14 protein-coding genes are annotated in these 14,435 nt (G+C 60.7%); 8 read left to right on the forward strand and 6 right to left on the reverse strand.

Features of this window, described 5'->3' with window-relative positions:
• Window positions 1–183: 183 nt before the first annotated feature.
• The gene (locus VBE63_RS19470; protein ID WP_323684680.1) at window positions 184–1,905 is read left to right on the forward strand and encodes a DUF262 domain-containing HNH endonuclease family protein; all 1,722 of its coding nucleotides are present in this window, start codon (window positions 184–186) and stop codon (window positions 1,903–1,905) included.
• On the opposite strand, the gene VBE63_RS19475 is transcribed toward VBE63_RS19470, so the two are convergent.
• Window positions 1,847–2,563, reverse strand: coding sequence for an ISAs1 family transposase (locus VBE63_RS19475; RefSeq protein ID WP_323684681.1), 717 nt, complete (start codon window positions 2,561–2,563; stop codon window positions 1,847–1,849). The genes VBE63_RS19470 and VBE63_RS19475 overlap by 59 nt on opposite strands.
• Window positions 2,564–2,588: 25 nt before the next feature.
• Window positions 2,589–4,061 (reverse strand): sodium/proline symporter PutP, encoded by a 1,473-nt coding sequence (gene putP, locus VBE63_RS19480; RefSeq protein ID WP_323684682.1) that lies wholly within the window; start codon window positions 4,059–4,061, stop codon window positions 2,589–2,591.
• A gap of 385 nt (window positions 4,062–4,446) precedes the next feature.
• Between putP and VBE63_RS19485 the strand changes: the two genes are divergently transcribed.
• The 4 genes from VBE63_RS19485 to VBE63_RS19500 are packed head-to-tail and all read left to right on the forward strand — an operon-like array spanning window position 4,447 to window position 6,710.
• Window positions 4,447–4,929 (forward strand): thioredoxin family protein, encoded by a 483-nt coding sequence (locus VBE63_RS19485; protein ID WP_323684683.1) that lies wholly within the window; start codon window positions 4,447–4,449, stop codon window positions 4,927–4,929.
• Window positions 4,926–6,176, forward strand: coding sequence for a hypothetical protein (locus tag VBE63_RS19490; RefSeq protein WP_323684684.1), 1,251 nt, complete (start codon window positions 4,926–4,928; stop codon window positions 6,174–6,176). The genes VBE63_RS19485 and VBE63_RS19490 overlap by 4 nt, the downstream gene beginning before the upstream one ends.
• Window positions 6,136–6,318: a LexA family protein gene (locus VBE63_RS19495; RefSeq protein ID WP_323684692.1), complete on the forward strand. Its 183-nt coding sequence runs from the start codon at window positions 6,136–6,138 to the stop codon at window positions 6,316–6,318. Before VBE63_RS19490 ends, VBE63_RS19495 begins: the two co-directional genes overlap by 41 nt.
• 56 nt (window positions 6,319–6,374) lie before the next feature.
• Entirely contained in the window at window positions 6,375–6,710 is a 336-nt protein-coding gene (locus tag VBE63_RS19500) for a WYL domain-containing protein (protein ID WP_323684685.1), read from the forward strand.
• 212 nt (window positions 6,711–6,922) lie between these two features.
• Here VBE63_RS19500 and VBE63_RS31505 read toward each other — a convergent pair whose 3' ends face one another.
• Window positions 6,923–7,264 carry a type II toxin-antitoxin system PemK/MazF family toxin gene (locus tag VBE63_RS31505; protein WP_416274597.1) on the reverse strand — a complete coding sequence of 114 codons (342 nt, stop codon included), beginning with the start codon at window positions 7,262–7,264 and terminating at the stop codon, window positions 6,923–6,925.
• Window positions 7,265–7,322: 58 nt separating this feature from the next.
• Complete coding sequence (locus VBE63_RS19505; protein ID WP_323684686.1) at window positions 7,323–7,763, reverse strand: hypothetical protein; 441 nt, start codon at window positions 7,761–7,763, stop codon at window positions 7,323–7,325.
• A gap of 87 nt (window positions 7,764–7,850) precedes the next feature.
• On the opposite strand from VBE63_RS19505, the gene VBE63_RS19510 reads away from it, so the two are divergent.
• The 3 genes from VBE63_RS19510 to VBE63_RS19520 all read left to right on the forward strand — a co-directional run bounded on the left by VBE63_RS19510 (window position 7,851) and on the right by VBE63_RS19520 (window position 12,655).
• On the forward strand, window positions 7,851–8,912 hold the full coding sequence (locus VBE63_RS19510) for a WYL domain-containing protein (RefSeq protein ID WP_323684687.1): 1,062 nt from the start codon (window positions 7,851–7,853) through the stop codon (window positions 8,910–8,912).
• A 156-nt stretch (window positions 8,913–9,068) separates the two neighbouring features.
• Window positions 9,069–11,777, forward strand: coding sequence for a hypothetical protein (locus tag VBE63_RS19515; RefSeq protein ID WP_323684688.1), 2,709 nt, complete (start codon window positions 9,069–9,071; stop codon window positions 11,775–11,777).
• A complete protein-coding gene (locus VBE63_RS19520; RefSeq protein ID WP_323684689.1) occupies window positions 11,774–12,655 on the forward strand; it encodes a TIGR02452 family protein in 882 nt (293 codons plus the stop codon). Before VBE63_RS19515 ends, VBE63_RS19520 begins: the two co-directional genes overlap by 4 nt.
• A gap of 89 nt (window positions 12,656–12,744) precedes the next feature.
• Here VBE63_RS19520 and VBE63_RS19525 read toward each other — a convergent pair whose 3' ends face one another.
• Together VBE63_RS19525 and VBE63_RS19530 are read right to left on the reverse strand one after the other, a co-directional pair.
• Complete coding sequence (locus VBE63_RS19525) at window positions 12,745–12,981, reverse strand: hypothetical protein (protein WP_323684690.1); 237 nt, start codon at window positions 12,979–12,981, stop codon at window positions 12,745–12,747.
• 110 nt (window positions 12,982–13,091) lie between these two features.
• The coding region (locus VBE63_RS19530) for an ATP-binding protein (RefSeq protein ID WP_323684691.1) at window positions 13,092–14,435 on the reverse strand (1,344 nt) is incomplete at its 5' end.

Raw genomic sequence — 14,435 nt, forward strand, 5'->3', positions numbered from 1 at the left:
GAACTGCTCCAGCCGAAGCCGGTTTCGCTCTCGCTCAACCGGCTCGGCTGAGCATGGCGTTAGGCAATAAACCCTTTGCCATAAGTTCTATCCCCTCAGAATACTCGGCATGACTATTGGGAGTATTTGAAAAATTGACCCCATTGAATAGTAACTGCCACTCTCATACGCGAGGTCTTAGTTATGTCTAGCCAACAAACATTGAAACAGTTTTTTTCAGGAAAATTATTAGATATACCTCGATATCAGCGCAGCTACGCATGGGAAAAGCAAAATGTCAGCGAATTATTTGAAGATATAAAAGAAGCGATTGAAACAAACTCCCAACATTATCTTGGCACCATTGTATTAGCAAAAACAGATAACCCTGAAATATATACTGTTGTAGATGGGCAGCAGCGACTCACCACGCTTTTGCTATTTATTGCTTGCGTAATTCGAAAGCTACCAGAAGAAGCGGATAGAACTTTTTTCCATCGAACCTACATTAAAGAACAGAGTCGTTATAAACTAATACCATTAGAGCGCGATCGGGATTTCTACTTTCAATTACTGGACATGGGCGCGGTTGATGTTGGCAATCTTGCGCCTGAAAATAAAAGTCAAAAATTTTTATTAGATGCATTCGATGAGGTGGAAAATCTAGCTAAGTATCATATAAAAAAACCTGACGTTTTTCTCTCGTCTATCGAAAAGCTTTCAGTGCTTGAATTTATTGAGAAAGATGAATCAGACGCTATTAGAATTTTTCAAACTGTGAACGATAGAGGCAAAGAGTTATCCAGGATGGACAAAATGAAAAGCCTTTTGTTCTATTTCTCAGATAAGTACCTTGGCCGCAAGTATGATGATGATATCAACAATGGTTTTGCTGACATTTTTACATGGTATGATGAAATCAAGCTGATTGCTGAGCGAAAAGCTATCAACATAATCAGCTCAAAACAGTTCACGGAGGACGATTTACTACGACATCACCATATCTGTTTTTCTGACGAAAGCTATGATCCGACATCGCATGAAGTTCAAGAAAATGTGAAGAATCATCTTTACAAGATTCGAAAAGATAAAAATAGTGCCAGACAACTTGATCAATACATATCCAGATACTTGAAGAGCCTTGTCGGGTACGTAAATGCCTTCCGGAATATTATTGTTAAAGTTAATCAGTATCCAGAATACTACAAATTATTTTCAATCCAAGGTCTTAACATTGTTCTTTACCCTGTTATCACGCAACTTGAAAAAAATAGTTTTCTCGATCAAGTTTTGCCTACACGCAACATCACCATACAAAAGATGCTCTCAATTATTGACTTGCGGCTGTTTAAATTGCGGGCCTATCAAGGACGTAAACATGCCGCTGAATTTGCATATAGTCTTAATACTAAAGATTGGGATTTAAAAGACATAGAAAACCAATTAAATTGGTTAAATCGTTTTGAGATCAGCGACTCTCGGTTTAAAGATTATTTGGAAAACTATGACTATTATAGTCAAACCGGAATGTTAAGATCGTTATTCATAGATTACAGTGAAAGATTGAAAAACAAAGCTTACTCGATAAAAGAATTAGAATCTCTTATGGCATCAAACCCAACTATTGAGCATATTTTATCTAAGACACCTAACTTTAAACCCCGTGCTCTTGGATTCAAAAACGACCAAGATTTTGAAGAATATCAAAACCTTTTAGGTAATCTAACAATTTTGGAAAAAAAGATAAACAGCTCGATACAAAATTCCAATATTAGTGGAAAAACAGCAGCCTATAAGAAGAGTAAGTTCAAAATGACTTCAGAGCTAGGCACTGATCTGGCGGTCAATCCCGGCTTTAATAAAAAGACTATGCTAGATCGCGGCAAGAAACTTTCTGATAAGTTCGCTCAGTGGTGGCCTGAATGACATCGCTATAATCTGCGGTAAAAACGGCGACACTCAGGGTACCGGCCTGGATCACGCCAACACCGCCTGAAGTTGCCAAACTGCGCCGCCGGAAACACATGCTCGGCCTCCACCCGCCGCACTCATCCTCGCGAAACGAGAGATCGAAAGTCCAATGCAGCTCATTTTCGATGCCCCAGTGACCGCGCACCGCGTGGGTAAACCGGGCCGCGCTGGTGCCGATGCTACCGATGAAGTACCGGGTTTCAAGGTTGCCCTTGAGCGACAGCACATCGTCGCCGCCCTGCGCGATGATCTGCTCGGCAATCTTGGTCTGACAGCCCATGGCATCGATGGTGACGAGACAGCCTTCCAGCGTCAGCCACTGTAGCAACGGCGGGATCGCCGTGATCTCATTGGATTTGGCCTCGGTGGCCACCTGGCCGAGCACCACGCGGTTGGCCGTCGCCCAGGCGCTGACCAGGTGCAACGCTGCCAACCCTTTGCGACGATCATGCAAGCGGCGCACGCGCTTGCCATCCACGGCCACGACCTCATCGGGAAGCAACTCAGCCACCGACGCGCTCCACTGGCGGAAGCACGCGGCGAACGGCTCAGGATCGATCAGCGCAAACACGCGCCCGAAGCAATCAGGCAGAGACGCGTATTGCTGCAACAAGCTGCTGCTCTGAGTCCTGTGCGTCTCAGTCGCCGGTCATCGCGCGGAATTCGCCTTTGGCCTCGGTGGCGAGGCTGACGATGACGATAGCGACCATGGAGAAGAGGAAGCCAGGGATGATCTCGTAGACGCCCGGGCCGCCGAGGAAACGGGCATTCCAGCCGAGGCTGATCCAACCGATCACCGTCAGCGTGCCGACGACGAGCCCCGCGACGGCGCCAGTGCCGGTCATTCGGCTCCAGGTCAGGGACAGGATCATCAGTGGCCCGAAGGCGGCGCCAAAGCCAGCCCAGGCGTTGGCAACCAGGCCGAGCACCTTGCTGTCGGGATCGCTCGCGATCAGCGCGGCGACGACGCCCACCGCCACGACCGCGATGCGCCCGACGGTGACGATGGCCTTGTCGCTGGCCTTTTTGTTGACCAACAGCCGGTAGACGTCTTCGGCCAGCGACGACGACGACACCAAGAGCTGACTCGACACGGTCGACATGATCGCCGCCAGCAGGGCGGCGAACAGGAAGCCGGTGATGATTGCGGGGAACAGCGTCTCGGCGAGCAGGATGAAGATGGTCTCAGGGTCTTCCACGATGATCCCGTTGCGCTGGGTATAGGCGCGGCCGAGGACGCCGACGCCAATGGCGCCGATCAGCGAAATGGCCATCCAGACCATGGCGATATTGCGCGCGGTGGGTACCTCCTTGACGGTCCTGACGGCCATAAAGCGCACGATGATGTGCGGCTGGCCAAAATAGCCGAGCCCCCAGGCCATCAGCGACAGCCAGCCGATGATGGTCATCTCCGGCGTCCACCACGACAGGGTGAAGCCCTCGACATTGGACAGCGTCTGGCCGGCTTGCACGAAACCGCCGCCATCGCCGGCATAGAGCACGACGGCCGGCATGATGATCAGCGCTAGCATCATGATGACGCCCTGAACAAAGTCCGTCAGGCAGACGGCGAGAAAACCGCCGACGACCGTATAGGCGAGCACGATGCCCAGCGTCAGCCAAACACCGGTCTCGTAGTAGCCGCCAAAAGCAGAAGAAAAGAGCTTGCCGCCCGCAACCAGGCCGGAGGCTGTATAGACAGCGAAGAACAGCACGACGATGACCGCGGCCAGCATGCGTAGCGCCGTGGCCCGGCTCGGAAAACGGTTACCGAGGAATTCCGGGATGGTCAGGGCGTTGTCGTAGCGCTCGGTCTGCTCGCGCAGCCTCGGTGCGACCACGATCCAGTTGATCAAGGCGCCGATGAAGAGCCCGATCCCGATCCAGGCCTCGACCAGTCCGGCCGCGTAGAGCGCGCCTGGCAGACCGAGCAGGAGCCAGCCCGACATGTCCGACGCGCCTGAGGATAGCGCGGCGACCGCCGGCGGCAGGTTGCGTCCGCCGAGCATGTATTGCTCGGAATTTACGGTCGATTTCTTCCAGGCGTAAAAGCCAATGCCGAGCATGGCAACGAAATAGATGGTCAGGCTGATCCAGATGCCGGTCTGCATCCTGTCTCTCCTCTGGTCGGTTGTGGGGCGCGCGAGATGAGTCACTCATTGGAGGGCGCAGGGGTCGCCAGACAAGGGATCATCCGACGCTGAGCAGGGTGGACGCCGAACATCGCCTGAGCGGCGCTGGCGTCTTGTTCGCGAAATGGTCCCACGACAGACGTCATATCGCCAGACTGGGGTTTAGACGAGCAACCCATCCTCTGCAAAGGCTTGGGGTCTGCGGTCCAGCGACGCCATAGAGGGCATGGCAGCCGCCAGCTTTTTGGTCTAGCCTTCGTGGGTCGGCAGCATCGGCACGCTGACCGACGCCGCGGCGGGAAGCTCTCGCCCACATCTCCAACACAGGTACATCACAGTGAGCACTAGAAGCCCGCAACGATCGATGCTGTGCGCCGCCCTCGTCCTTCTTTGCTGGTCGGCGCTGGCCCCGGCGGACCCACCCTCCGGGTGGACCTTCCACCCCTATGACGAGGCGCTCAAGCTGGCGCAACAGGATCAACGCAGGGTCTTTTTATACTTCGGCCGCTACGGCTGTCCATCCTGCGAGAAGACCAATCGCGAGAGCTTTACAGACCCAAGGGTCGTCGATCGCTACAACGCCAACTATGTACTGGCCTATGTGGATGCCGAGAGCGGTGAGCGCTTACGCTTGCCCGGCGGCGAGCGCATCACCGAAATGGCGCTCGGGGTGCGGCTCGGGGTTATCGGTACGCCGTCTTTCTATTTCCTGGAGCCCGATGGCGAGCCGATCAGCCGATCACCGGGCTTCCAAAGCGCCGAGGAGCTTCTGCTGCTCGACCGTTATGTGAGCGGTGATCATTTTCGGCATCAGACTTTTGCCGACTTCAAGGCGGCTGAGTCGTGATCCGCTCACTCCTATTGGCCGTCCTCCTAGTGCCGGCCGCGGTCCTGGGTCAGCCCTGGTCGTTCGGCGATCCAATTGAACTCGCCGGCCCCCCGGACCGGGGCAACTATCACCACCTGACCGGCGCCGGACGGCGCCACATCGCGGCGTCGCAGGACCAGGTCGCCGTTTTGTGGGAGGACGACCGATCCGGCTCGCCCCAGATCTATCTCGCCGTTAAGCCGGACCGGGCAGACGGCTTTCCGACCGCTCAGCGCCTGAGCGACGGCGACGAGGCCTACGATCCGGCGCTGGTCGCAATCGACGCAGGCCGATGGCTGGCCGCCTGGGAGCAGGACGGGGCGATCAAGGCCCGGCTCATAGACCCGTCGGGACCTGGCCCGATCGCGGAGCTGGCACCAAAGGACAGCCGCCAAGTGACCCTGGCGAGCGACGCCGAGGGCCGGTTGGTCGCGGTCTGGGTGCGCGCACAGGCCAGCGGCCAGCTTATCCAGGCCGCCGAGCTTCGGCTCGATGGCCGCACAGTTGCGCTGGCGGAGACACCAGTGGCTGTGGCCCCGGTCGCGGATCATCCCTACCAGGCCTATCCGAGCGCCGTCTGGACGCCGGACGCCCGCTTGGTCGTCGCCTGGGAAGATCGCCGCGCCGGTCACACCCGGCTCCTCTTCAGCAGCCGCGCGCGGGCGCAAGCATTCGCACCGCCGGGCCAGCTCAACGCCTTTCGCCAGCCAGCCTCTGAGGATGGCCGGCCGGTGCAGCTCGGCACCGGAGTCATGCGCGTCGTGCTCGCCTCGGACGGCAAGGGGCTAGTGCGCGCGGTCTGGCTCGACAAGCGCAACGCGTCCTCGGGCTATGCCGTCTGGGGGGCGGCCAGCGACGATGGTGGCCGCAGTTTCGGGGCGAATCAGATCGTCCAGGATCAGTATGGCGCCGACGTTGCCCAGTGGCACGCGGCACTCACCGGCGCCAGTGAGGGTTTCGTCGCCGCATGGGACGACCCGCGGGAGGGCTGGAGCGACCCTGACGAGACCGGAGACGTTCTGATCTCCTGGAACCACGGCGCCAACTGGAGCGCGGACCTCGTGGTTCCCGGTGCCTCTGGCGCCGGCTACCAGGGCAGTCCGGCCGTCGCCCTGGCCCCGAAGGGCGGACTGCATATTGTCTGGATCGAGCGTCCAGACCTGAAGTCACCGACCAGCCTGCGCTATCTGCGAGCCGAGCCCGCAGCCGACCCAGAAGACGACTGAGGGCAGCGCCGCCAATGGCGAGGTGGTCGTTGCGCTGATCGATGGAGAATCCGCCACCGTCAAACGCCTCTACCGCGAGGCCCATCACCTGCGCCTGCAGCCAGCCCATGATCGCACTCGATGCCGCTCACTTGAGCCTTAACATGAACGACCTGATTGCTTTACTGTATCTGAGTTCTGCTCGCGACTCGCTGACCAATGCTGACCAAGGACTTCGATCTGGACCGTGCCTTGGCCGAGGGCAAGATCGACTTTGGCCAGGGCCAGCAGATCGCGCTGGTGATCCGCGTGCGTGGCTATCTGACGCAGCTGCTGCTGCTGGCCTGTCCGCTCAGTGATCAGCAGACCAGCGAGGACGAGCCAGAGGGTTCTGATTTCGAACTGCGCATCCAGGCCCGCCTGCCGCAGACCGGACAACTGCTGCGCTGGCTGCTGGGGGCGGGCGACAAGCTCGACGTGCTGGAACCCAAGGAACTGCGCCACGTCGTCGCCGAACAGGCGCGCAAGATGGCGGGTGTGTATGTGCCGGTATAATTGCAATCCCTTTCCCGCAACCCTCAATTCGCCTTGTCCCGACCCTGACCTCGTCCCCGGAGGCATCGGTATGCATACCAGAATCAACGCCATCTTGCGCGAGGCCATGCTGCGCGCGCTGCATCACCACGATTGAGCCGTGACTGAGTTCAGCGATCTGCATCAAGATTGGCTCCAAGACGCCTACTATAAAAGGTCTGGTCTTGCGGATCTCATAGTTCTAGTGAAGCAATCAGTGCCGCACGCAGTTCCGCAGTTTTTGTGGTAGACAAACATCCAACGAAATTGCTTAGAGCGCTTTTCGGCAAGCTGATCAACTCGTCACAATGTATGCTACTTTCGTGCTTTAGGCCACTTTCGGTTCCCAGTGGCACTTGCGTTTCGAGACCATGATAAGCGGAGTAGATCGGCGCACAGATCACCGTTGAGAATCTGGAGTCAATAAGCACTTGTCTGCTGACGACAACAAAGACTCTGGATTTCTTTGGGTCGCGTGCAGAAGGATGAGCAACTCGATAGGTCGCCCAGGGTTGCCTCGGGCGCGAATAAGGCATGCCCGCTCACCATGGACGCGCGGGTCACCTGCGCCCCGGTGGCGGTGTCGACTACTGCTCAGGCGAGCCCCGACTCCCAAGCCTCAAACCGCCGCCCATCGAAGTGAAAGGCCACGAAATCCCCGCGCCCCGGCTCGCGATCCCAGAACAGCCCCAACACCAGACTCAGCGGCTCGCGGAAATAGGTGCTGCCGCTCTCGGTCTCCCCATCCGTGATCGGCTGATCTAACACCTCCAACACCACTGCTGGCGCCCCATAGGCCGGCACCCGGCGGTTCCTCAGTCCCGGCTTCCAGCACACCAGATCGCCGGGCTTGAACGGATGCTGTTGGTTCAGCAACGCATAACGCTCACGCAGCACCGAGCCCAGATCCCCTTCGAGATCACCCAGCAGATCATCCAACGACTCATCCTGGATCAGGCTGTGCGGCGTCTCCTCATTCAGGCCGATGCGGTTCAGTAGTTCGCGCGAGGACAAAGAGCGGTCTTGACGGGACATGGGCAATACCTCGGTGTGGTTGACGAGGCGCATTAGACCGCATCGATACGACAGCCCTTGTCTTACGATCGCCTATACTCACTCCTCATGAGCGCTGCCAACTACGATCGCATCCAACGCCTGCGTCGGCTCGAGGCTCTGTTGCCGAAGCCGGACAGCAAACCCGCCGACTGTCTCGATGGCGCCCGCCTGCTCGAGATCCTTGATCAGGCCTATGGAACCTCCAGTCCCGCGTCCAAGCGTCGCGCCCTGCAACGCGATCTCGAGGCCTTGGTCCAGGATGGGCGCATCGAGGCGGTCAATCCCGGTGGCAAGCCGCTGCGCTATCGGCGCATCGGCGACACGCTCGACGATGACGCAGCGGTCTGGGAATTCACCTTGCGCCAGGTCCGAGACATCATTGCCGAGGCCATTCCCAAGCGTCAGCTCGACCGGCTCTGGGAGCGCCTGCTGCATGATCGTGACCGTCCCCTGCTGACCGATCAGCAACTGCGCGTGGTCCCCGATAGCCTGCGCCTGCGCCCGGTCGAACTCTACCCGGATGTCCTGCATGCGGTGATCACGGCACTCGCCCAGCACTGCGCCCTGCAGGTGGTCTACCAGAACGCCGCCGGTGAGCGCAGTACCCCGATCCTGCATCCGCAAGCCCTGGTGCAGCGGGGGCCGATTCCTTACCTATTCGCGCTCAAGAACGACGAGGACCACCTGCGCTTCTATGCGCTGCATCGCTTCATCCGCGCCAAGCCCGAGCCAACGATCCCCGCGCGCGCTGCGGAGAACTTCGATCTGGACCGTGCCTTGGCCGAGGGCAAGGTCGACTTCGGTCAGGGCCAGCAGATCGAGCTGGTGATCCGCGTGCGTGGCTATCTGACCCAGCTGCTGCTGGCCTGTCCGCTCGCCGATGGGCAGACCTGGGAGGACGAGCCGGATGACTCCGACTTCGACCTGCACATCCAGGCGAGCTTGCCGCAGACTGGGCAGCTACTCCGCTGGTTGCTGGGGGCGGGCGATAAACTCGAAGTGCTGGAACCGGAGGAGTTGCGCCACGTCGTGGCTGAACAGGCTCGCAAGATGGCGGCCGTGTATCCGCCGGTACCGACTCAGGCACCGGTCGATGCCATCTCGGCTGATGCCACAGACGATGCCTGAAACCAGCTACCGCCAGCCTGCCAAGCACGGGTAGCTGACCCTAACAGGGACTCAACAGGACTGCGTGCGACAAGGCCTGTCTGACAAATCGGGTCTGATAGCGGTCACGGCCATCGAGGTCGTTGATCGCAACCCGTCATGACAAGGAGCCCACCCATGCCCAACTATCTCTACCCCGAAGCCACCCGTGCTTGGTCGCGTCGCGAACTGGCCGGCCTCCCGCTCCCAGAGGACATCCTCGAGGCACTCGAGATCCAACTCGCCCACTGGGCGCGCCAATGCGAGGACAACGCGCAGGTCATTCAGGCACTCCCCGACGGCGCGCCCAACTGGGCGGTTGACCTCAACGCGCAAGGCCAGGCACTGCATCATTTCGTCCCCTCGGACGCGACCCGACAGGCCCTGCACCAGGTGATCGGGCTGGTGCGCGAAGCCCAGATCGTCGTCAACGACAGCGACCACGAAGCCCTCAAGCGCCGAGCGCGCAAGTTGCTCAAGAGTCTCACGCGGCGCCAGATCGGGGTGCCCGAGCTGCTCGCGCAACGCCAGCGGTGGCTCGCAGATCCGGCCCGCCTGCAAGAACTGCAGGCGCTCGGGGAGCTCGACTGCGGCGATCTGCCTAACACCCTGCATGGTCAATGGCGCGAGTGCGAGACCTTAGAACAGGTCCACTGGGTCGGGAAGGATCTCAACAACTGTCTCGCCGATGGAGACTACGACGACGACTTCGAGGACTGCGCCAACAGCGGTCTGCAGCTGTACTATCTGCACGACGATCTCGAGCCCACCGGCCAGGCCGTGGCCGCAGCCTCCTTTTACTTCGGCGAGCTCGATGACTTCGAGGCCCCAGGTTTGGGTCGCTCAGAGCGTCAGCAGGCCGCCAAACAGTACAAGGAGGATCTGCTCGATCTGCTCAACGACCGCGGTTTCGAGGTCAGTCCGCTCAATCGCCGCTCTGATCACCATCTCGGCGACCGCGGCGAGTTGATCGAGCGCGTCGGCATCTGCGGCCGAATCGATCTGGATGACTGCGAGTTTGCCGAGGCCGACGGGTTCCGATTCTGGTATCAGTGGTCTGAAAACGCTCTGATCGTTCAGCCCTTAGCACGCAGCTTCGCCATCCAGATCGACATCGATGATGAGGCTGATCGTGGGTTCGTCATGGCCGACGATGAGGCAGACGGCGACTGGCCAGCCGGTCTCTATGGGCTGGTGTCGCTGCGTCGCCAGATCGATCCCGCCTTGATCGATGGGCCGGGGTTCGATCGACTCTGCCGAGCCCTCAGCCAAGCGGTTCAGGCCGATGAGCTGAGCCTCAACCTGACGTCTTTTCACGAGTTCGCCGATGATGGTTTCTACTGGCGCGACGGGCTGGACAGCGCCATCACCACCCGTATGGGACGCTTGCTCGCGCATGGCGAGCGCGCCTGGTGGGTCACCGAGCCGGGTCGCCGCCTGGCCTATGTCTGGTACGACACCGAGGCCGACGACCGCCCCATTGATCCGACGCTCCGTGAGCGCATGCTCCGACAGGTCGCCGAGCGCTACGAACGCCCCGTTTTCTTCTGGAAAGCCCTCGCGGATCTGGGGCTCGCCTATCCGGATCTGCATCACGACGTCGTCGGCGCGCCGGTGCTCGAGCCGACCATCCATCGGGGCCAGCGCGTCGGCGCCGATCAGGGTTGGCGGGTGCGCAGCCACTCCAAAGACCGTATCTATGAGTTCCGCTCCCGCCCGGTCGACGACTACCAGCCCATGGCCAAGGACAGCGAACAATGGCTCTGCTGGCATCGTGATCATGGCCCCGTCGCCGGTCTGCTGGTGCGTCATCAAGGCCCTAGAAAGCGCTTGTTCCATATCCAGGCACCCGGACAGGACCCGCTTGGGCTTTACCTGCTCAAGCGTGCGCTCGAAGCCGCCAAGCTGACCAATCAGTTCTCCGATTTCGTCACCGACCATCAGCTATTCCTGTTCGATCAGCCACAGGAAGCCCTGCTGTTGAACAAACGCGGTCGGCCGGTCGCCTCTGAGGAGCCGATCGGCACGACCGGATACCGACTTGGCGGCAGCCCGCGCCGACTCCTGGTCTTCGACGCGCAGGAGTGCCTGGTGCTGATCCTGCGGCTCACCAAGCACAAGCAACTGCGGGATGCCGGCCTGATCGGCGATCCCCAGACACTGCGGGCCGACTTGCCAGGGCTGCTGGCAGCACTCGGCGTCACACCGAATGACAAGCTCGCCTGGATCGCTGATCATCTCGGTTATCGCGTCGTCGCCGGTGCCTTGCAACCGGTGCAGCCGCCACCGACCCTGGATGATCCGCGTGTGAGCTTGAGCATCACTGAGGATCAGGTCGAGATCTCCTTCGAACCGGAGGATCGTGACCTCCTCAACGATGAACAGAACACGCAGGATGCGCTCGGTAACAACCTTGACGATCTGCAGATCAGCCTGCCGCCGGTGCGCATGACCCTGAGCAAGGCCGGCGCACTGACGTTGGATGGCGCGATCCAGCCCGATGTCGATGATCCAGACTATGGTGTGCTGCAGGAGGCCGTGCGCCAGGCCGCCAGTTACCTCGCCGTCCAGCTTGAGCCCGAGATCGAGCGCCTGTTCGGCCTGCAACGCCAGCCCAATGGCCAGTACCGCCGTGTCGAGATCAAGCCGCCACCGGCTGATTGGACCTTCATCGGAGACGGCGAGCAGGCGCGCTGGATGCTCGATAACAGCATCGCCGCCCCGACGGTCTGGTACCGCGACGGCACCATCGGCTGTGCCGCCGAGGACTGCGAGCGGCTCATCGCCGCCTGCGACAGCGTGCGGCAGTTCCTCAACTGGCGGAATGCGTCGGCGGAGGCCTCATGAACCCCATCACCGTTCTTCCCTGTACCGATTCACCGGTGCAAGCGATGCGATGCCGTGAGGCACTCGACCTGCCGCGTGCGCGGGCGGCGGCGCTCGGACAGAGCGCCGTTGAAGCCATCGAGCAAGGGGTTTACCACAACAGCGCGGGCGAACCGGTGGACTGGTCAGCGGCGATCGACGCTGCGGTGCGCGCCAAGCGCAGCCTGCCGCCGGATGCGGTGCTGCCAGCCCCAAGACCGCTGCGCTTCGAGGCCACCCGCGTACAGGTGATCAACGAGACCACGCTGATGGCCGCCCGCCGGCTGGTCGACGCAGGCGAGCGGGTGCTGGCGTTGAACTTCGCCAACGGCATCCACCCCGGTGGTGGGTTCCTTAATGGCGCCCGCGCACAAGAGGAGGTGCTCTGCCGCTCCAGCGCCCTGTACGCAACGCTGCGCGGCGATCCGATGTACGCCGCTCATGCCCAACGGCCGCAGCCGGACTCCAGCGACTGGGCCATCCTCTCGCCTGGGGTGCCGGTGTTCCGCAGCGATGTGGGCAGGCCGTTGGACGCCCCCTGGATGCTCGACGTCCTGACCTGTGCCGCACCCTATGCGCCCGCGATCGGCCAACCGACCGCCGGTGACCTGCTGCAACAGCGGATCGAGCGCGTGTTCGACATCGCTCGTGCTTTTGACTACAGTGCCCTGGTACTCGGCGCCTGGGGCTGCGGTGCCTTCGGCAACGATCCCGTGCACACCGCGCGCGATTTCAAGCAGGCACTGCAGCGTCATGCCGGGGGTTTTTCGGAGGTGGTGTTCGCCGTCGTCGACTGGTCAGGGGAGCGGCGCTTCTTGGCGCCGTTCTGTGACGCGTTGGCCTCCAGTCAGGGCGACTGAGCGCACCGCGGATGGGCTTCAAAGGGCGCGTGATCAGCGCGCCCTTTGAGCGCAGCTCCCGACGTGATGAGTTTCGTCAGGATCGATGATTAGCTTCGCTTAGCAGCGATGAACCCATCGCCAGTCTTGGCGAGCCGGCGAATCTGCGCGCGCAGGTGTTTGATCACCCGATGTTCGGACGGCGAGAACGGGATTGGGATGAAGTCTTGAGTCCGTTCGCTGCGCAGCCGCCAGTGCTTGCTGCCCGGCTCCGTAGTCAGCCAGGGGTACTGTTTCATGGCACCGCGAACCAGCGTGCGTACATCAGTGTTGTTGGAAACCATCATGCGACCCTCTCCTTTATGGTGCGGTGCCGAGTTGTCGTGAGAACGACGCTCGGCAGGACGAGCAGCCTGCAGTACACCAGAGGCGCACGACAGGCCTTGTCCGACAGGGGTTAGGCCGCCTCCACCTGCACCGCACCCTTCAACCGACACTCCACCATCAACCGGCGCAGGAACTGCTCCGCACTGAGATCCTCACCCAACAACGCCCGCTGCCGGCAAACCGTGGCCACATCCCCGGCGGTCAGCGACTCCAGCGCATCCAGATGCCGCGCGATCAGCGCCGGCACCTCGGCCTCGGTATTGCCAAACACCTCGCGCGCGAACAGCGCCCGGCGCTGCGGGCGAGTCAGCGGGCGAAACTGCAGCTTGATCTCGAAGCGCCGCAGTGCCGCCTGATCCAGACTCTGCATCCGATTGGTCGCGGCGATAAAGATGCCCGGATAACGCTCCATCTGCTGCAACAGCTCGTTGACCTGGGTTCGCTCCCAGCTGTGGCGCGCCTGGCTGCGATCGGTGAGGAAACTATCGACCTCATCGAGCAACAGCAGGCTCTGCACCGGATCTGCCTCCTGGAACAGCCGCGCCAGGTTTTGCTCGGTCTGCCCGACATAGGCCGAGACCAGATCGGAGCCCTGACGCACGATCAACTCCCGATCCAGGGCTTCCGCCAGCACCTCGGCGAACTGAGTCTTGCCAGTCCCAGGTGGGCCATAGAAGCACAGACTGCCCTGACCGCGGCGCTCCAGCGCCGCCAACAGCTGCGGCGGACTCAGCTCACCGTCCAGGTTGAGAAACGCCGGATCGAAGCGCGTCGCCGGGGTGCGCCGACGCATCATCGGTGCACCCTGCAGCAAGCTGCGCTGAGCCGAGATCCCGGCACGGGCCACCGCATCCGGATCGGCATCGGTGCGCAGCAGTACCAAGCGTCGCGCCGCCCCGAACTGCGCCGGCATCAGCGCCGCATCGCCCGCGAGATCATCCAACACCTGCGCCGAGACGCCGGTGTCGGCCAACTGCCGCTCGGCCATCTGCCGACGCACCGAGCGCGGCGGGGTGCGAAACGCCAGTGGTAGCAGGTACCGGCGTAGGAAGGCCGGATCCATGGTCTCGGCATCGTTGGTGATCCAGATCGCTGGCACCGCGTTTTCCTCCAGGATGCGGTTCATCCAGCCCTTCTGCTGGCCGGTGCGCCGCCCGCGCAACAGCGCGAGCAGGTTATCGCTGTTCTCGAACGCATCCTCGACCTCGTCGAACAGCAACAGCGCATCGGGCCGGCGGGCGAGCAGACGCTGGGCCAAGAGATAGGCCGAGAGTCGACCGCGGCGATTCAACCCATCTCCGTCCTCATCGCTGCTGTGCACCTGATACAGCGCCAAGCCTTGGTCGGCCGCCAGCGCCCGGGCGAATTCGGTCTTGCCCGTCCCCGGTGGGCCGTAGAGCAGGGCATTGACCCC

This window comes from Lamprobacter sp. (assembly GCF_034860625.1).
In the GTDB taxonomy this organism is placed as follows: domain Bacteria; phylum Pseudomonadota; class Gammaproteobacteria; order Chromatiales; family Chromatiaceae; genus Lamprobacter.

Bases quoted from the DNA above. Each gene is read 5' to 3' on its own strand.
- VBE63_RS19470 (WP_323684680.1), top strand. From the start codon at position 184: ATGTCTAGCCAACAAACATTGAAACAGTTTTTTTCAGGAAAATTATTA.
- putP (WP_323684682.1), bottom strand. From the start codon at position 4,061: ATGCAGACCGGCATCTGGATCAGCCTGACCATCTATTTCGTTGCCATG.
- VBE63_RS19485 (WP_323684683.1), top strand. From the start codon at position 4,447: ATGCTGTGCGCCGCCCTCGTCCTTCTTTGCTGGTCGGCGCTGGCCCCG.
- VBE63_RS19500 (WP_323684685.1), top strand. From the start codon at position 6,375: ATGCTGACCAAGGACTTCGATCTGGACCGTGCCTTGGCCGAGGGCAAG.
- VBE63_RS31505 (WP_416274597.1), bottom strand. From the start codon at position 7,264: ATGCCTTATTCGCGCCCGAGGCAACCCTGGGCGACCTATCGAGTTGCT.
- VBE63_RS19505 (WP_323684686.1), bottom strand. From the start codon at position 7,763: ATGTCCCGTCAAGACCGCTCTTTGTCCTCGCGCGAACTACTGAACCGC.
- VBE63_RS19510 (WP_323684687.1), top strand. From the start codon at position 7,851: ATGAGCGCTGCCAACTACGATCGCATCCAACGCCTGCGTCGGCTCGAG.
- VBE63_RS19515 (WP_323684688.1), top strand. From the start codon at position 9,069: ATGCCCAACTATCTCTACCCCGAAGCCACCCGTGCTTGGTCGCGTCGC.
- VBE63_RS19520 (WP_323684689.1), top strand. From the start codon at position 11,774: ATGAACCCCATCACCGTTCTTCCCTGTACCGATTCACCGGTGCAAGCG.
- VBE63_RS19525 (WP_323684690.1), bottom strand. From the start codon at position 12,981: ATGATGGTTTCCAACAACACTGATGTACGCACGCTGGTTCGCGGTGCC.